The organism is Mesorhizobium sp., from assembly GCF_004962925.1.
Taxonomy (GTDB): Bacteria; Pseudomonadota; Alphaproteobacteria; order Rhizobiales; family Rhizobiaceae; genus Mesorhizobium.
In genome coordinates, this window is record NZ_SUEO01000142.1 from 1 (window position 1) to 17,188 (window position 17,188).

Genomic DNA, 17,188 nt, shown 5'->3' on the forward strand with positions numbered 1-17,188 from the left:
TCACCTCGCTGGCTCAGGCGCGCGTAGCCATCGCCCTGTGGCACGCCGACTACAAAACCGCGCGGCCGCACTCCCAAATCGCCTGGCAGACCCCGGCCAAGTTCGCCAGCACCTTCAATCCGCGACGGTCGCTCGCGCTGCGCTATGCCAAAGGCTCCGCGCCAGCGCCCGTCGCTTCACCCGCCCAGCAGGGCACAACCCACGCCGGAAACGAACTCAAAACTGCTGGGGGCAACGTCAGTCCCATAGAGCCTTGATGGTTCTCTCGGCCTTTGCTCGCAGCAGCGCCTTAGGTTTGGCGAAGGCGTTCTCAATCGGATTGAAGTCGGGACTGTAGGGCGGCAGGTAGAGCAGGCTCGCCTGCGGCCTCAATCGCGCCGCGCAGGCCGGCGGCCTTATGGGCGGGCAGGTTGCCCATGACGACTACGTCGCCCCGCGACAAGGTCGGTGAAGGCCCGTGGTCTTCCAGTAGCATGTGGCACGCCGGCCCGGCAGCGCTCGCCGCGCAGGGTTCTCCAGGCGGATGTCGCCAATGTCAAATTTGCTGGCATCCATGCCGCCCTCGCTTTCTGGTTCGAGATCGGAAAATCGCCGAATAATCAGCACATCAACCTGCGCCTGAAGGAGCTCACTGCCACTTTCGGCTGGCGGGGTGTGCCGCCCCACAAATAGAATATCAATTGTCGTGCCAACCGCACAAGCGAAGGCCAGAAAGCCAACATGTGTTCTGCGGCTTAATTGAGAGTCAGCCGATGTCGGCCGAACATCACCTTGCCTCGAAGTCGACGATCCGACAGCAGGTTGCGAAAGTTGGCGCGATGCGAACAAACTGCTGAAGCGCTCAACTTTTATTGATCACGCGTGTTGGACGCGACGCACTCCCGTTCCAATCGGGCTGAGCGCAAATTCTCCCGGTTCACAAAACTGAGTCGCTGGAGTAGTGGGGGCGCAGAGAAATCTCCGGTCGCAGCCTTACCCGGTCAAAACAAGGATACCAATGATGAAGACTCTCGCCGTCTGCTCTGGCGGATTGGACTCCGTTTCCCTTGCTCACATGGTGGCAGCGGAGCACGAACTCACCGGCCTTCTATCTTTCGACTATGGCCAACGGCACAGGAAGGAATTGGGCTTCGCCGCTCTTTGCGCGCAGCGACTGAAGGTCCCGCACCAGATCATCGACATCGGCGAAATTGGCCGTGGCCTTTCCGGCTCAGCGCTGACTGGCAGTATCGACGTGCCGGACGGCCACTACGCCGAAGACACGATGAAGATTACGGTGGTGCCGAACCGCAATGCCATCATGTTGGCAATCGCCTTCGGTCTCGCCGCCGCCCACAGCGCCGAAGCGGTGGCGGCGGCCGTGCATGGTGGGGACCATTTCATCTATCCCGATTGCCGTCCGGCCTTCATTGAAGCTTTCCAGACAATGCAAGACCGCGCGCTCGACGGCTATGCGCAGATACGCCTCTATGCACCGTATGTGAATCTCGGAAAAGCTGACATTGTTGCGGATGGCGCAAGATACGGCACCCCGTTTGCTGAGACCTGGTCCTGTTACAAGGGCGGCGTGCGTCACTGCGGACGATGCGGGACCTGCGTCGAGCGGCGCGAAGCGTTCCATCTCGCCGGGCACGCTGATCCCACCGACTACGAGGACGCCGATTTCTGGCTTGAGGCGCTGCGCAGGAGGCGCGCGTAATGTTCCACATCAGCAAGGAATTCCACTTCTCGGCCTCGCATCAGCTCACCTCCTTGCCTCCCAACCATCAATGCGCGCGCCTGCACGGGCATAACTATGTCGTCGTAGTGGAGCTGTCGGCCAAGGAACTGGACGCCCACGGCTTCGTGCGCGACTATCACGATCTGGCGCCGCTCAAACGCTACATTGACGAGAGCTTCGACCATCGGCACCTCAACGACGTGCTGGGACATGAGAAGGTCACGGCGGAATGCCTGGCCAGACATTTCTATGAATGGTGCAAGGCACGTCTGCCGCAGACCGCGGCCGTGCGCGTTAGCGAAACACCGAAAACTTGGGCGGAATACCGTCCGTGACCGACATGCATCCCGCAATCCGTGTGAGCGAGATATTCGGGCCGACTATCCAGGGCGAGGGCGTGCTCATCGGCTTGCCGACGGTGTTCATCAGAACCGGCGGATGTGATTATCGCTGTTCATGGTGCGACAGCCTTCACGCGGTGGACAATCAGTATCGCCATGAATGGCTACCGATGCCGATCGATGCCGTGTGGCAAACCGTCCATGCGCTTTCCGGCGGCAGGCCGGTTATGGTCTCCTTGTCAGGCGGCAACCCGGCCATTCAGCCGTTCGGTCCCCTCATAGAACGAGGCCATCGCGAGGGCTATCGTTTTGCACTGGAAACGCAGGGTTCCGTAGTGAGGGAGTGGTTTGCGGATCTTGACGTGCTGACCCTTAGCCCAAAGCCGCCGTCCAGCGAAATGACGACCAGTTGGGCTGCGTTTGAGGCGTGCCTCGAAGCGGCGCAAGAGAAGCCGCAAATCGTGCTCAAGCTCGTCGTTTTCGACGAGAGTGACTATGCCTACGCCAAAGAAGTCGCGGCGCGATATCCGCACCTTCCGATCTATCTGCAACCCGGCAATCACACGCCGCCGCGCCCTGGCAGTGAAGACACCTCTGTCGACTTGGACGGAATAATGATGCGAATGGAATGGCTTGTCGAAAGGGTGACCAGCGACAGGTGGTTCGAAGCCCGCGTGTTGCCGCAGCTGCACGTTCTGCTTTGGGGTAACAAGAGGGCGGTCTAGTCTGCGGCTTGCGTCGCACCGGAAGGCCGGGCTCCGACGGCTTGGCAGGCTCTCTCAGCGTGCCGAGTACAGCCGAGCTTTGTTCGCGCCAGCGGTCTCGCATTGTGCGGCTGGAAACCGCCCGGACACCCGCTGCCGGCGTGTGTTACCTTGACTCCGATGAGCGGTCGTCACGCAAAGTTGAAATCCGCAAGAACTGGCCTTCTCGCCCCAGCTGCTTGACTGTTTCCTCCGTCGCAAGCACGTCATCCCTCCCATCCTTGTCCAGCCCTTATCGATGTATCTCATGGTCCGGCCTGACGCTCGACTGTCAGACACCAGAACGCCAAAGGGGCTGGCCCGCCGGTCAACGGCAGCTGCTAAACAGAACGGCGATGTGCATGGGAATGCATCCGTTGCTTAAATGCCTTCCATAAAGAAGATCGATTTCCTCACTGGCCCAACGATCTCATGGATTTGTTCACGCAACAGGTGAAGCCGTCCGAGATTACGGCGCAACTCGGCTCGGCTTCGTTCCGGTCGGGGCATACGCTACCCGCACCGTCGGACCCTTTGCCCGCGCGTGTTCGATTGCCGCTCACTCGTCATCTTCTGGCGGTTCTAGTTTGCCAACCGAAACCTCTAGCCTCGTGGTGCACTCAATAAGGTTAGCTAGCAATTTGGCATCAATGTCTGTGTGCCCTCGTACTCGGAGAGGTTTCGCTCGTTGTGCGCCTTTAGAAAAATCTGAATGTCAGCCTTGTCGGTTCCGACGGTATGAACGAGCGCTTGAAACACCGAAGTGCGATTGTCCGAGCGATAGCCTTCGCGGCGTAGGGCTGCCAGGGCAAGCCGATGCGCAGCTCCATATAAGAGAGTGAATTGGCTGTCGGGGTCGAGACCTTTCTGTGCGTCAGTTAAATTCTTGCGCGCGCCACCCAGCATGCCGTCATATTCGGACAGCGATGGGGGCTCACTTTTCATCAGCCCAATCTTTACGAGGTTGTCTAGTTCTTGCTTGCCCACGCTTGTAAATCTTTCTCCGAGCCGATGAGGAAAATCTTTGGAAGGGTACTTACCTTGCGGACAAACGACCCTTTCTGCGACGCCTTTCGTTGCCATTCCTCCGGCGACAGAAATGTCGGACTGACCTTTCGGCCTAGTCTCAGTTCCGCGTTTTGTGCGGCTGAATAAAGTTCAGAGAGGTTCAGGTTATCGCCGACCACCATCAAATCGATATCGCTGCGTTCTGTGTCCGTGCCTTTGGCGACTGAACCGTACACGAAGGCAGATTTGATCGAATGAAAGTGCGACAGCAATTCCCTTAGTGGCTCGGTTGGTATTTGGTTCTTAAGTGAAAAGTGCGCCGTGCTCTGCAAAGCAGGGGGGGCTGCGTTCTCAGGCCCCGCGCTAGTGCCGTCACGATGCGCCTTTAGGCGCTGGTATTCATCGACCGAAAGCAGCACAAGCCGTTCGCGGCCATTCTTGCTGATGATCACGGGTTCCGCTAGCGCCTTGTCCTGATACAGCCCAAAGTTGCGCTGAAATTCAACCGAGCTAATGACCGACATAGAATTGTCCCGATAATCCGTTATATCCGTATAATACGTATCTTTTTGAAAATATCAATGATCTCGTGCTAAGGTACTGAATTATTTGCCTTCGATATAGCGCGTCGGCGGAACCAACTCGTAGACGGGCTATGAAAGGTTAAGCGCGGATGTCTATCGGCCGCCGGCGTTCCCGCTCCGCAAGCTGCCTGAACTATTCCGCGCGGCGGTCAAGCCCCAGGCTCCTGCTCATCCAGCGACCGCCCGATCAATAGCAGGCTGGAAAGACAATAGCCGACGTCTTCCGATGGTCTCGCCATCAGCTTTGGGCTAGCTCCCCATTATCCCGCTTCGAGCTCGACACAGGGCGGTTTCGATGGCGCACGACAATCTGTGTCGGCTTTGTCGTGTCCGTGACAGACGCCTGAAAGGCCCGCTCGCGCGTTTTGCCGCCGTCTAAGTGGCTGGAATTTAATAACAAAGTTTCTTCTCGGATCGGCCGATCACGCTGGTACGCTTTTTGCGATGCTTGGTGTGAGGCGGCACGAGCTGCCTATCGGCACTTGTGTCGCGGGCAGTCGCGATGATTAGAACGAAGGAAGGAAAGCTATTATGTCAGGTCTGCGTCAGATCGCCTTTTACGGCAAAGGCGGCATCGGCAAGTCCACCACCTCCCAAAATACGCTCGCCGCCCTTGTCGACCTCGGGCAGAGAATCCTCATCGTAGGATGCGACCCCAAAGCCGATTCCACACGCTTGATCCTGAATTCGAAAGCTCAGGATACCGTCCTGGATCTCGCCGCACAGGAAGGTTCGGTGGAAGACCTCGAACTCCAGGACGTGCTCAAGGTCGGCTACAGAGGCATCAAGTGCGTGGAGTCCGGCGGCCCCGAGCCGGGTGTCGGTTGCGCCGGCCGCGGCGTCATCACATCGATCAATTTCCTCGAGGAGAATGGCGCTTATGACGATGTCGATTATGTCTCCTATGACGTCCTCGGCGACGTGGTATGCGGCGGCTTCGCCATGCCGATCCGCGAAGGCAAGGCCCAGGAGATCTACATCGTCATGTCCGGCGAGATGATGGCGCTCTATGCCGCCAACAACATCGCCAAGGGCATCCTCAAATATGCCCATTCGGGCGGTGTGCGGCTGGGCGGGCTGATCTGCAATGAACGTCAAACCGACCGTGAACTCGATCTGGCCGAAGCACTGGCTGGCCGATTGAATTCCAAGCTCATCCACTTCGTGCCCCGCGACAACATCGTCCAGCATGCCGAACTCAGGAAGATGTCGGTGATCCAGTACGCGCCGGACTCCAAGCAGGCAGGGGAATACCGCGCTCTGGCCGAGAAGATCCACGCCAATTCGGGCCAGGGTACGATCCCGACGCCGATCACCATGGAGGAGCTGGAGGAGATGCTGCTCGACTTCGGCATCATGAAGACCGACGAGCAGATGCTTGCCGAGCTTCACTCCAAGGAAGCGGCGAAGGCGGCGGCCCAGTAGTGACATTAGCGCTGCCATGAATCGGCGCGCCTTGCAGAGAACGGCGCCTATTTCGTTGAGGCGTCACCCAACCTTGAAAGGGGACTCATGAGCCGGGAATACGAGAATGACGGTGCTCTTCATGCAAAGCTTATCGAAGAGGTGCTGTCGCATTATCCCGACAAGGCGGCGAAGCGCCGCAAGAAGCACCTCAACGTCGCAAAGAGCGGCAACGAGGCTGGCGGGGAAAGCGAGGTCCTTTCCGAATGCGACGTCAAATCGAACATCAAGTCCATTCCCGGGGTGATGACGATTCGCGGCTGTGCATATGCGGGTTCGAAAGGCGTGGTGTGGGGGCCAGTCAAGGATATGGTCCATATCTCGCACGGCCCGGTCGGCTGCGGCCAATATTCTTGGTCGCAGCGCCGCAACTACTACGTCGGTACGACGGGCGTCGACACGTTCGGGACAATGCAGTTCACCTCCGATTTCCAGGAGAAGGACATCGTCTTCGGCGGCGACAAGAAGCTGGAACAGATCATTGACGAGATTGAAGTCTTGTTTCCGCTCAACAACGGCATCACCGTGCAATCCGAATGCCCTATCGGCCTGATTGGCGATGACACCGAGGCGGTTTCTCGCAAAAAGACCAAGGAGTATGACAAGACGATCGTGCCGGTACGCTGCGAGGGTTTCCGCGGCGTCTCGCAGTCGCTTGGCCACCACATCGCCAATGATGCGATCCGGGATTGGGTCTTCGACAAAAAGAACGTCAAGTTCGAGGCCGGCCCCTACGACGTCAACGTCATCGGCGACTACAATATCGGCGGCGATGCCTGGGCCTCGCGCATACTGCTTGAGGAGATAGGGCTGCGCGTGGTCGGCAACTGGTCGGGTGACGCCACACTCGCAGAGATCGAGCGCGCCCCGAAGGCCAAGCTCAATCTTATCCACTGCTACCGGTCGATGAACTACATCTGTCGGCATATGGAGGAAAAGTATGGCGTCGCCTGGATGGAGTACAATTTCTTCGGTCCCTCCCAGATCGAAGCCTCTCTGCGCAACATAGCCAAGCATTTTGGGCCGGAAATCGAGGAGAAGACCGAAAAGGTCATTGCCAAGTACAGGCCGCTTGTTGATGCGGTCATCGCCAAGTACCTGTCGCGCCTGGAAGGAAATACCGTGATGCTCTATGTCGGCGGCCTGCGCCCCCGCCACGTCGTCACGGCCTACGAGGACCTCGGCATGGTCATCGTGGGCACCGGCTATGAATTCGCCCACAGCGACGACTATCAGCGCACCGGCCACTACGTGAAGAACGGCACGCTGATCTATGATGACGTGACCGGCTATGAGTTGGAGAAATTCATCGAAGGGATTCGCCCAAATCTGGTCGGCTCGGGAATCAAAGAAAAATACCCGGTGCAGAAGATGGGCATACCGTTCCGCCAGATGCATTCCTGGGATTATTCAGGCCCGTATCACGGCTACGATGGCTTTGCCATTTTCGCACGTGATGTGGATCTCGCCATCAACAACCCGGTCTGGGACCTATTCCACGCGCCTTGGAAAAGAAGCCGGGGCGATGAGCGGGCGATGGCTGCCGAATAAACATCTGCTTTAGCCCCAGTCCCACTCAGACGGTGAACTCCCGCGGCCTCTGATACGCCGGAGCCTGGAATGTCTTGACGTCCTGAGCTGCCGTACCGCGCAGCCAGATACAAAAGAGGTAATCATCATGCCGCAGTCGGCTGAAAAAATTCTCGATCACGCTCCCCTGTTCCGCGAGCCGGAATACAGAAAGATGCTCGCTGAGAAGAAGCTAAACTTCGAATGTCCGCACCCCGATGAGATCGTTTCCGATCAGCGCGATTTCGCCCAGACGTGGGAATACCGCGAAAAGAACCTCGCCCGCAAAGCGCTTGTCGTGAACCCGGCCAAGGCCTGCCAGCCGCTGGGTGCGGTATTCGCTGCCGCCGGCTTCGAGCGAACCATGTCCTTCGTCCACGGCAGCCAAGGTTGCGTCGCCTATTACCGCTCGCACCTGTCGCGCCATTTCAAGGAGCCTGCCGCGGCGGTCTCCTCCTCAATGACCGAGGATGCGGCGGTGTTTGGCGGCCTGAAGAACATGGTCGACGGGCTCGCCAACACCTACCAGCTCTACGACCCGAAGATGATTGCCGTGTCGACGACCTGTATGGCAGAGGTCATTGGCGACGACCTGCACAGCTTCATCCAGAACGCCAAGGACGAAGATTCAGTCCCGCGCGACTTCGACGTACCCTTTGCCCACACGCCGGCCTTCGTTGGCAGTCATGTCGACGGCTATGACAACATGGTCAAAGGCATTTTGGAGCACTTCTGGAAAGGCCAGGAGCGTACGCAAGTCGAGGGAACCATCAACATCATTCCGGGCTTCGACGGCTTCTGCGTCGGCAACAACCGGGAGCTCAAGCGCCTCCTCGATGTAATGGGCGTGTCCTACACATTGATCCAGGATGCCTCTGACCAGTTCGACACGCCTTCGGACGGTGAATACCGCATGTATGACGGGGGCACGAAGATCAACGAGGTGAAGAAGGCCCTCAACGCCGAGGCAACGCTTTCGCTGCAGCATCACAACACCCGAAAGACGTTGGGCTATTGCGAGGAGGTCGGGCAGGCGACGGCCTCGTTCCACTATCCGCTCGGCGTTCAGGCGACCGACGAATTCCTGATGGAGGTCGCGGCGATTTCCGGCAAGGAGATCCCCGAGGCAATTCGCCTCGAGCGCGGCCGACTGGTAGACGCCATGGCGGACAGCCAATCCTGGTTGCATGGTAAGAAATACGCCATCTACGGCGATCCCGACTTCGTTCACGCGATGGCCCGCTTTGTCATGGAGACCGGCGGCGAGCCAACCCATTGCCTCGCCACCAATGGCACCTCGGCATGGGAAGCCGATTTGAAGAAGCTGCTAGCATCCTCGCCTTTCGGCAAGGCTGCCCAGGTTTGGGCGGGCAAGGACCTGTGGGCGCTGCGCTCACTGCTCTTTACCGAGCCGGTGGACCTTTTGATCGGCAATTCCTACGGCAAGTACCTGGAGCGCGACACCGGAACGCCGCTGATCCGGCTGATGTTTCCGATCTTCGATCGGCACCATCATCACCGCTTTGCGCTCTTTGGCTACCAGGGCGCGTTGCGCGTGCTTACGACGATCCTCGACAAGATCTTCGACAAACTCGATCGCGAGACGAGCGAGACGGGTGTGACGGATTATTCCTATGACCTCACGCGCTAAGAGCCGTGGCCGGCTTTTCGCCGAGGCCATTCCTTGCCCAATGGACTGGGGAGGCTGAGCAATGTCCTCCCTCAGCGCCAAAATCAAGGACGCCTTCGATGAGCCCGCCTGCGATAAGAACCGTGGCAAAGATGCCAAGGCGCGCAAGGAGGGCTGCTCGAAGTCGCTGACACCAGGGGCGGCAGCCGGCGGCTGCGCCTTTGACGGAGCCAAGATCGTCCTGCAGCCGATCACCGACGTTGCGCATCTGGTCCATGCGCCGCTTGCCTGCGAGGGCAATTCTTGGGACAACCGTGGTGCGGTTTCGTCAGGGCCGACCTTGTGGCGGACAAGCTTCACGACCGACCTCACCGAACTCGACCTGGTGATGGGGCAGGGCGAGCGGAAACTCTTCAAGGCGATCCGCGAGATCAAGCACACATACGCGCCGCCGGCGATCTTCGTCTACTCGACTTGCGTAACGGCGCTGATCGGTGACGACATCGAGGCCGTGTGCAAACGCGCCACGGAAAAGTTCGGTTTGGCCGTGGTGCCGATCAATGCGCCTGGCCTGGCAGGCTCCAAGAACCTCGGCAACAAGCTCGCCGCCGAGGCGTTGCTCGATCATGTCATCGGCACGGTCGAACCCGACGACCCCGGGCCCTACGACATCAACATCCTTGGCGAATTCAACCTCTCGGGCGAATTCTGGCTTGTAAAGCCGCTCCTCGATCGGCTCGGGATCCGGGTGCGCGCCTGCATTCCCGGCGATGCGCGTTACCGCGACATTGCTTCCGCGCACCGCGCCCGGGCGGCAATGATGGTGTGCTCGACCGCGCTGATCAGTCTTGCCCGCAAGATGGAGGAGCGCTGGGACATCCCGTTCTTCGAGGGCTCCTTCTATGGCATCTCCGACACATCGCAAGCTCTTCGCAACCTTGTCAGGCTGCTGGTGAGGAAGGGCGCCGATCCGGAGATCCTCGAGCGCACAGAGACGCTGATCGCGCAGCAGGAGGCGATCGCGTGGAAGAAACTCGAATCCTACCGGCAAAGGCTCCAAGGCAAGCGCGTGCTGCTCAACACAGGCGGTGTGAAGTCCTGGTCGGTTGTCCATGCGCTGATGGAGATCGGAATCGAGATCGTCGGCACCTCGGTCAAGAAATCTACGGTGCAGGACAAGGAGCGCATCAAACAAGTTCTCAAGCACGACAAGCACATGTTCGAATCCATGGCTGCGCGCGAGCTGTACGCCATGCTCTCTGAACACAGGGCCGATATCATGCTGTCGGGCGGTCGCACGCAATTCATTGCGCTCAAGGCCAAGACGCCCTGGCTCGATATCAACCAGGAGCGCCAGCATCCTTATGCCGGCTATGACGGCATGGTGGAACTCGTACGCCAGATCGACCTCGCCATTCACAATCCGATCTGGTCTCAGGTGCGCCAGCCGGCCCCGTGGGATTGCCAGCCTGATCTGATAGGCGAATTGCCGTGCACGAGGAACGAGACCGCGTACCTGTTTGATGAATTCGCCTGCGCGACGGCACACGAGTGTTGAGGCGACCGATGGCCCGCATCCTTCTCCAGAGCAAATCGGCTGCGGTCAACCCGCTGAAGTCGTCGCAGCCGCTGGGTGCCGCCTTTGCCTTTCTTGGCGTCGACGGTGCGATGCCGCTGTTCCACGGCAGCCAGGGATGCACAAGCTTTGCGCTCGTTCTCTTCGTGCGGCACTTCAAAGAAGCGATTCCCTTGCAGACTACGGCGATGGATGAGGTGGCGACCATCCTCGGCGCAGCCGACCATCTGGAAGAGGCGATCCTCAACCTCAAGAACCGCACGAAGCCAAAGCTGATCGGGGTGTGCACGACCGCGCTCGTGGAGACGCGTGGCGAAGATTGCGCGGGTGATATTGCCAACATTAAGCTGAAGCACAGGCAAGAGCTTGCGGGTACGGAGGTCGTGCTGGCCAACACGCCGGATTTTGACGGCGCGATCGAAGAGGGCTGGGCCAGGGCAGTCACCGCAATGATCGAAGGGATTACACGCTCGGGCGAACGGGCGCGGCACCCGAAGAAGATCGCAATCCTGCCCGGATGCAACCTCACTGTCGCCGACGTCGAGCACATGCGCGACATGGTTGAAAGCTTTGGGCTCAAGCCGGTTATTCTGCCCGACATCTCAGGCTCGCTCGACGGTACGGTTCCTGACCGCTGGGTAGCGACCACATACGGCGGCACCAGCGTCGAGGACATTCGCGAGTTGGGCACGGCCATGCAATGCATCGCCATCGGTGAGCACATGCGCCGCCCGGCGAAAGCGCTGCTCGGGTTGACCGGCGTGCCTTACGTGTTGTTCCAGTCACTGACTGGGCTGCAGGACACGGACCGCTTCGTGTCGCTGCTGTCTTCGATTTCGGGCGCGGCGGCACCGGCCCGCGTGCGCCGGCGCCGGGCGCAATTGCAGGACGCGATGCTCGACGGACATTTCCATTTCGGCGGCAAGAAAATTGCCATCGCTGCCGAACCAGACCAGCTGTTCCAACTTGCAACCTTCTTTGCTGGCCTCGGCTCCGAGATAGCCGCGGCCGTCACAACGACCGACAGGTCTAAAATTCTCGAGAAAGTCCCGGCGGTTTCGGTTCAGATCGGCGATCTCGGCGATCTGGAAAGTCTTGCCGTCGGTGCTGACCTGCTTGTCACGCATTCGCACGGGCGCCAAGCATCGGAGCGGCTCCGAATTCCGCTCATGCGCATCGGGTTCCCGGTCTTCGATCGACTAGGCAGCCAGCACAAGCTCGCAATTCTCTATCAGGGCACCCGCGACCTGATCTTCGAGGTCGCCAACATCTTCCAGGCCAACCAACACGCGCCCACTCCTGAGGCGCTTGATCCACTCCGTAATCGAGAAATATCACATGAACGCTGTTCGCCGCCTCTCGCTGGTCAGTAATGAGGTTTTCGCCCCGATGCCTGAACGACGTGCGGGCGCATTGCGCGTTGCGATCGCCACTCAGGACATGCAGAACCTCAATGCCCATTTCGGGTCGGCCAGGCGCTTTGCTGTCTACGACGTGACGCGCGAGGAATGGAATCTCGTCGAAGCCGTGGCCTTCGATGACGTTTCGGATGAAAGCGGGGAGCATCGGGCCGAGGGCGATGACCGCATCACGCCCAAGGTGGATGCGCTGAAAGGCTGTCAGATCCTGTTTTGTCTGGCAATTGGCGGCCCTTCGGCAGCCAAGCTTGTCGCGGCAAAAATCCACCCGATCAAAGTGGCGGAGCCCCAATCGATCCCACAGGTGCTCTTGCGCACGCAGATGATGCTCAGGACGTGTCCTCCGCCTTGGCTGCGCAAGGTGCTGGCGCGAGCGGGCATTGCCGAAAAGAAACCGTCCTTCGAGGACGAGGACTGAAAAGAGGAGGACGCCAATGCCTGACCCCGCAATCCCCCCAGCTGTCGCCGAAGACGAGGCGGCTCTTTGCACCCCGTTCGTCAAATGCCTCGTGCGGCTGATCCGTTCTCAGGATTCCTATGGCTCGTGGGAACGCAAAGCGGACGCTGAGCTGCTGGGCGACTTCATCATTACCAAGGAACAGCGCCGAGGGATCCCAATCATCGGAGATCCCGATCCCGACGTGCTGTGGAGGCTCGACAAGTACTACGCCGCCATCGGGCTTGCGATCGAGGAGCGCTGCGGCCTTATGGCATCGCCGATGATCCAGGTGAGCCATGAGGGTTTTGGTCGGGTGCTTTTCACGACCGGACGGCTGGTCGTTTTGTCCAAAACGCTGCGCGATGTCCACCGGTTTGGCTTCGAGACGCTCCTGAAGCTCGCCACGGCCGGTACGAAGCTGGTCGACGATGCGATTTCAGTCATCGAAACCTTTCCCCACGTGGCGCTGGCATGATGGGCGCGATTTTCGAGAAAGGCCATCATGACGGACCCGAGAAACTATGTTGGCCAGTCCCCTCGATCCAGGGGCTCGAGGCCGACCAGGTTGTTGGGGTATCGCCGATGAAGAAGCCGCTGGTCCTGATCTGCTCGCAAGATGCCGAGTTCTATCTGCTCTACAGCCACATACTGGAGGTTGACGGTTTCAGCAGTGAGACGGCAGACGGCGCGAAGGCTGCGCTGGCCTTGGCCGAACAACGGGAGCTTCAGGCCGTAGTGCTGGATTGCGACCCAGCCAGCATAAACGGGTCCGCAATTTGCGCCCACCTCAAGCGGGAACCGCGCACCACCGACCTGCCCATCATCGCCCTGATCGCGCCTGGCGCCGAGCACCAGCACCTCGATCTCTTGAAGGCAGGTGTTGAGAGCTTTGTGCGGCCGGTGGCTCCGGCCAAGCTGCTCGACTGCCTGCGGGCGAGGCTCGGGCTGACCAAGCGTGGTCCGAACGGGGTTGAAAACGACAGTTGGATTTGTTGTGGAGGCCTGGAGATGAAGCTCGATGCCCATCGGGTTCGCGGTAATGGCCACGACATCCATCTCGGACGGATCGATTTCAACGTGCTGCGGCTTATGATTGAGGCCCCCGGCAAGGTCTTCAGCCGGGACGAGCTTATCGGGGCGGCCTGGCTGCCCAACATTCATGTCGGTGCACGCACCGTCGATGTCCATATCAGCCGAATCAGGAGGGCGCTGAAAACGGCCTTGCCCGGCAGCGTCATTCGCACCGTCAGGTCGGCCGGCTACTCGCTCGAGAAGCCGGACGACTGAAATCGGTGATCGAATGTGGTGCCGCTCTCTCTTCCTCCTGAGAGCGGTGTTGCCGCTTTGAGGCGCTCCTAACGAAGACCAGGAGAAGCAGGCAAATGGAATTTAAAAGCATATTCAGTGTGACGGGTGCTGATCATTCTGATGAGGACCTCACAACAGCTGCCGGACTGTGTGCCGAGGTCGGCGCGCACCTATCGGTACTCATTATACCGCCTCCATTGCTCTTGATGTCGTCTCCGCCCCCCGAATGGAATACAGGACGTGCACAGGCAATTGCAGTACCGAACTATCGATTTCAGCAAATCGAGAAATTTTCCCGGGACGTGACCAGAATGGAAAGGCGGTCCGCGGATATCCTCAAACGGCTGAAAGCTATGTCGCTTTCCTGTGACGTTGACACCGACTATTGCGATCCGGCTAGCCTCGGTGAAGTGGCACGACAGCGGGCGCTCTGCGCTGACCTGACGATCGTTGGAGGAGACCTCCTCAACGATGAGACTCTCGGACCTCCTGTTGTCAACGGCTGCTTGTTCGATAGCGGAAAGCCGGTGCTCATCGTGCCGAAGGGCGCTAAGGCGACCCTGTCGCCTCGACGCGTGCTGGTCGGCTGGGATTCGCGCGTAGAGGCCTCGCGTGCGGTTCGGGAATCTCTTAGTCTCCTATCCGCTGCTGAGGAAGTTTGTGTCGCTATGGTCGATCCGAAGGCGCAAAACAACGGGAAAGGTGCGCAGTCTGGAGCAGACATCGCTGCCTATCTTACTCGGCACGGTGCTCGGGTCTCGGTTGACCTGCTTAAGAGCGCCGGTAAATCAGCGGCCACAGTGCTGACGCAGCACGCGGCCGACACCTGCGCCGACATGATAGTCATGGGTGCTTATGGCAGCCGTGGGCTGCGTGAGCGGATTTTCGGCGGTCCGCCGAGCTGGAGTTTTGAGAAGACCACATTGCCCCTGTTTTTGGCTCGTTGATCAGTTCCGTAGGAACACCGATCAGCTCGTAGGACCGCCAACCAGTCCGAAGTCGTCGTCGGTTACCGGTCGGATTGCGGAGACATGGCTGGATCCGCGAACATCTTGCGGCTCTTGTCAGAGCCAAACCGGACGCCTCGACTTCAGGACGCTCTCGTGCATCCAACTCGTGCGAGATCGTCTGTAACGGGCAGTAAAGACGAACGGCTGCAGCAGACCGCAGCCAAGCCACAGGGCGGGTGTACCAGGGGACGCCCGCCTCGGGGCGCGAACCCTGTTGGAAGGCCCCTGATCAGTACCCGGACGCGGGTCAAATCGGCGGCTGCCCCTGTCAGGCCTGCGGTGTGCAAGGGCCGCTGCCGCGGAGCTTCCTCTGCCCGATCGTCGGGCGTGCGACAATGTCGGGTTCCAGACGAGCTGGAATTACGCGAACTCGTTGGTTTGACAGTTTTCTTTATCCGGCACGCTGCATGCATGGGAGTCTCCGAACGCATTAAGAGCCGTTATCCATGGTTACGCCCTCGAAAGAAAGCGCCGCTTCCGTCGTGGCTGGGAAACAGCCAATCCTGGGGTGGAGGCCGGCGCTAGATGCCGCCGTAAGATCCGGAAGAGCCGCGCGACAGCATCACACGCTTTCCTTCCGCTCTTGGGTTGGGATCATGCCGCGCCGCTGTCGATGCCGCCGACATTGAGCCCAAGACCTGGAAGGCGGCACACGCTTTTGCCGTCCTCGCACTCGGGACCGCGGCTCAAGGATGCCTGTGAGGTTCGCAATGCTCAATGCCTGGCGGTCGCCGCGCACATCCCGCTGAGTTGGAAAACACTCCTAGAGGAGCAAGGATAAGTGGACCTCTTTTGCATTGGTATCGGTGCTGGGCCGTCTAATTTGAGCCTTGCGTGTCAGATACAGGAAGAGATTGCGCAAGGGGCACTGTTCCTGGACCGGCAGGTCGATTTCCGCGGACATCCAGGCAGCGCTTTCGATTGCGCGGAGCTCCAGGTCGGCCACTTCCAGGATCTGGTTACTCTGGTCAATCCGCGATCAGCCTACACATTCGTAAACTACCTCCACGAGAACGGGCGTCTTTACCATTTCCTCAATGCGCAATTTCACGGGGTGCTCAGAGCCGAGTTCGCTCAATATCTCAACTGGGCGTTCCAGAAGAATCCGCTTGTCCGTGGCGGCGAGGCCGTTCGCGAAATCCGTTTTGACGGCGAGTTTCGCGTGCGGACGGACAACGCGGTCCTTGATGCGAGAAACCTCGTCATCGACATAGGCAAGCAGGCGCAAATTCCGCCTCAGTTTCATGGCTGGACTGGACCCAACCTGTTCCACTCATCAGACCTAGCGCATATCCATCCTGAGGTGCACAAAAAGCATGTCTGCGTGGTTGGCGGCGGACAGTCGGGAGCCGAGCTGCTGCTGCACCTTGTCGGCCGGCCGAAAGAACGGCGGCCCGCGGCGATCACTTGGGTCTTGACGCGCGAGATGCCTTTCGACGACCACCCGTTCACAAACGGGCTGTTCACGCCTTGCTTCTCGGATCGTTTTGCGGCCATGAGCGAGGTGCATCGCCAGCTGTTCCTGCGGCGTTTCGCGCTTGCCTCCGAGGGCATTTCAGAAAGCAAGTTGCGCGCGGTCTATCAGGCGCTCTACCAACACGCCTTTCTCGAGCCACACCAATGCGACATCACATTGCGGCCAAGTTGCAACGTGTCGCGCTGCATCAACGCCGGAGCAGGGCACAGGCTCACGCTGCAACGCGGCATGGACAACATCGGAGAAGTAACCGCCGATATCGTCATCCTGGCCACCGGGTACGAGAACGCGCTGCCGGACTTCCTGGAACCGATCGCAGATCGCCTCGAACAGATCGGCAATGAGCTCGCCATCGGCGAGGATTTTTCGGTGTACTGGGACGGACCGCGAGACAGACGCCTTTTCGTTCAGAACGCCTGCCTTGGACAGCGCGGGCTGGCTGATCCGAACTTTGGCCTGCTGGCCTGGCGAGCGCGCCGCATCCTGGACAGCCTTCTGGGGCGCCCGCCATGCACCAATCCCGAGCATCTGGGCTTCATCAGCCGTACGTTGATCGAGCCCGGCCTCGTAGCCGAAGAAATGGGCAGCGGGATATAACTGGTCTACTATTGTTCATTGGCGGTGGCATCCAGGGAATGATGTACGCCTTCGTTGCGGCGAACGCGGGAGCCTTAGCCCAGATCATCTTGACCGAATAAGCACTCGGGCCCTGAGGCACATCGTATATTCTGCGGACGTTTCCCCTACGCTCGTTAAGTCCTTACGTTCACTCGAAAGAGTGCGGTAGCCTCAGCGGCCATGGCTGAGCCCGCGCTCAGCGGGGAGGGTCCTTGCCTTTGGCGATGCATGTCGTGGCTGGACCCGGTGAGTTAGGTGAGTCCGGCCCAGTCTACCCAGCCCC

16 protein-coding genes and 1 pseudogene are annotated in these 17,188 nt (G+C 59.5%); 14 read left to right on the forward strand and 3 right to left on the reverse strand.

The genetic code is table 11. The features are described from left to right. The coding region (locus E5W87_RS24050; protein WP_292403182.1) for an integrase core domain-containing protein at positions 1-257 on the forward strand (257 nt) is incomplete at its 5' end. On the opposite strand, the pseudogene E5W87_RS24055 reads toward E5W87_RS24050, so the two are convergent. Then, a pseudogene (locus E5W87_RS24055) lies at positions 244-433 on the reverse strand (transposase); the annotation flags it as partial. The gene E5W87_RS24050 and the pseudogene E5W87_RS24055 sit on opposite strands and share 14 nt — an antisense overlap. Positions 434-1,000: 567 nt before the next feature. Between E5W87_RS24055 and queC the strand changes: the two are divergent. From queC to queE, 3 genes are read left to right on the forward strand one after another with little or no spacing between them, the layout of a single operon-like run. Then, a complete protein-coding gene (queC, locus tag E5W87_RS24060; protein WP_126102496.1) occupies positions 1,001-1,699 on the forward strand; it encodes a 7-cyano-7-deazaguanine synthase QueC in 699 nt (232 codons plus the stop codon). Further along, positions 1,699-2,055 (forward strand): 6-carboxytetrahydropterin synthase QueD, encoded by a 357-nt coding sequence (gene queD / locus E5W87_RS24065; protein WP_063169374.1) that lies wholly within the window; start codon positions 1,699-1,701, stop codon positions 2,053-2,055. The genes queC and queD overlap by 1 nt, the downstream gene beginning before the upstream one ends. Positions 2,056-2,060: 5 nt before the next feature. Then, positions 2,061-2,786, forward strand: a complete 726-nt coding sequence (gene queE / locus E5W87_RS24070) for a 7-carboxy-7-deazaguanine synthase QueE (RefSeq protein WP_164897559.1) — start codon at positions 2,061-2,063, stop codon at positions 2,784-2,786. Between the two features lie 651 nt (positions 2,787-3,437). Here queE and E5W87_RS24075 read toward each other — a convergent pair. Both E5W87_RS24075 and E5W87_RS24080 read right to left on the reverse strand, forming a co-directional pair. Continuing rightward, the gene (locus E5W87_RS24075) at positions 3,438-3,791 is read right to left on the reverse strand and encodes a hypothetical protein (protein WP_292403186.1); all 354 of its coding nucleotides are present in this window, start codon (positions 3,789-3,791) and stop codon (positions 3,438-3,440) included. Then, positions 3,773-4,336, reverse strand: a complete 564-nt coding sequence (locus E5W87_RS24080) for a type II toxin-antitoxin system prevent-host-death family antitoxin (RefSeq protein WP_236378831.1) — start codon at positions 4,334-4,336, stop codon at positions 3,773-3,775. Before E5W87_RS24080 ends, E5W87_RS24075 begins: the two co-directional genes overlap by 19 nt. A gap of 591 nt (positions 4,337-4,927) precedes the next feature. On the opposite strand from E5W87_RS24080, the gene nifH reads away from it, so the two are divergent. The 10 genes from nifH (at position 4,928) to E5W87_RS24130 (ending at position 16,884) form a co-directional block, all read left to right on the forward strand. Further along, positions 4,928-5,821 (forward strand): nitrogenase iron protein, encoded by an 894-nt coding sequence (gene nifH / locus E5W87_RS24085; RefSeq protein WP_024505261.1) that lies wholly within the window; start codon positions 4,928-4,930, stop codon positions 5,819-5,821. An 87-nt stretch (positions 5,822-5,908) separates the two neighbouring features. Beyond that, a complete protein-coding gene (gene nifD / locus E5W87_RS24090; protein ID WP_292403189.1) occupies positions 5,909-7,411 on the forward strand; it encodes a nitrogenase molybdenum-iron protein alpha chain in 1,503 nt (500 codons plus the stop codon). A gap of 127 nt (positions 7,412-7,538) precedes the next feature. Continuing rightward, entirely contained in the window at positions 7,539-9,080 is a 1,542-nt protein-coding gene (nifK, locus tag E5W87_RS24095) for a nitrogenase molybdenum-iron protein subunit beta (RefSeq protein WP_292403192.1), read from the forward strand. 61 nt (positions 9,081-9,141) lie between these two features. Further along, complete coding sequence (nifE, locus tag E5W87_RS24100) at positions 9,142-10,617, forward strand: nitrogenase iron-molybdenum cofactor biosynthesis protein NifE (RefSeq protein ID WP_029356524.1); 1,476 nt, start codon at positions 9,142-9,144, stop codon at positions 10,615-10,617. An 8-nt stretch (positions 10,618-10,625) separates the two neighbouring features. Then, entirely contained in the window at positions 10,626-12,008 is a 1,383-nt protein-coding gene (gene nifN / locus E5W87_RS24105; RefSeq protein ID WP_292403195.1) for a nitrogenase iron-molybdenum cofactor biosynthesis protein NifN, read from the forward strand. Further along, positions 11,974-12,471 (forward strand): nitrogen fixation protein NifX, encoded by a 498-nt coding sequence (gene nifX / locus E5W87_RS24110; protein WP_127323366.1) that lies wholly within the window; start codon positions 11,974-11,976, stop codon positions 12,469-12,471. The genes nifN and nifX overlap by 35 nt, the downstream gene beginning before the upstream one ends. Before the next feature lie 16 nt (positions 12,472-12,487). After that, entirely contained in the window at positions 12,488-12,967 is a 480-nt protein-coding gene (locus tag E5W87_RS24115; protein WP_024505267.1) for a NifX-associated nitrogen fixation protein, read from the forward strand. A 107-nt stretch (positions 12,968-13,074) separates the two neighbouring features. After that, entirely contained in the window at positions 13,075-13,779 is a 705-nt protein-coding gene (locus tag E5W87_RS24120) for a response regulator transcription factor (RefSeq protein ID WP_224571202.1), read from the forward strand. A 95-nt stretch (positions 13,780-13,874) separates the two neighbouring features. Further along, positions 13,875-14,747, forward strand: a complete 873-nt coding sequence (locus E5W87_RS24125) for a universal stress protein (RefSeq protein WP_292403198.1) — start codon at positions 13,875-13,877, stop codon at positions 14,745-14,747. A gap of 844 nt (positions 14,748-15,591) precedes the next feature. Then, positions 15,592-16,884 (forward strand): SidA/IucD/PvdA family monooxygenase, encoded by a 1,293-nt coding sequence (locus E5W87_RS24130; protein ID WP_292403201.1) that lies wholly within the window; start codon positions 15,592-15,594, stop codon positions 16,882-16,884. Positions 16,885-17,188: the final 304 nt, after the last annotated feature.

Bases quoted from the DNA above. Each gene is read 5' to 3' on its own strand.
- E5W87_RS24125 (WP_292403198.1), top strand. From the start codon at position 13,875: ATGGAATTTAAAAGCATATTCAGTGTGACGGGTGCTGATCATTCTGAT.
- queD (WP_063169374.1), top strand. From the start codon at position 1,699: ATGTTCCACATCAGCAAGGAATTCCACTTCTCGGCCTCGCATCAGCTC.
- nifN (WP_292403195.1), top strand. From the start codon at position 10,626: ATGGCCCGCATCCTTCTCCAGAGCAAATCGGCTGCGGTCAACCCGCTG.
- nifE (WP_029356524.1), top strand. From the start codon at position 9,142: ATGTCCTCCCTCAGCGCCAAAATCAAGGACGCCTTCGATGAGCCCGCC.
- E5W87_RS24120 (WP_224571202.1), top strand. From the start codon at position 13,075: ATGAAGAAGCCGCTGGTCCTGATCTGCTCGCAAGATGCCGAGTTCTAT.
- E5W87_RS24115 (WP_024505267.1), top strand. From the start codon at position 12,488: ATGCCTGACCCCGCAATCCCCCCAGCTGTCGCCGAAGACGAGGCGGCT.
- nifD (WP_292403189.1), top strand. From the start codon at position 5,909: ATGAGCCGGGAATACGAGAATGACGGTGCTCTTCATGCAAAGCTTATC.
- queE (WP_164897559.1), top strand. From the start codon at position 2,061: ATGCATCCCGCAATCCGTGTGAGCGAGATATTCGGGCCGACTATCCAG.
- E5W87_RS24080 (WP_236378831.1), bottom strand. From the start codon at position 4,336: ATGTCGGTCATTAGCTCGGTTGAATTTCAGCGCAACTTTGGGCTGTAT.
- nifK (WP_292403192.1), top strand. From the start codon at position 7,539: ATGCCGCAGTCGGCTGAAAAAATTCTCGATCACGCTCCCCTGTTCCGC.
- queC (WP_126102496.1), top strand. From the start codon at position 1,001: ATGAAGACTCTCGCCGTCTGCTCTGGCGGATTGGACTCCGTTTCCCTT.
- nifX (WP_127323366.1), top strand. From the start codon at position 11,974: ATGAACGCTGTTCGCCGCCTCTCGCTGGTCAGTAATGAGGTTTTCGCC.
- nifH (WP_024505261.1), top strand. From the start codon at position 4,928: ATGTCAGGTCTGCGTCAGATCGCCTTTTACGGCAAAGGCGGCATCGGC.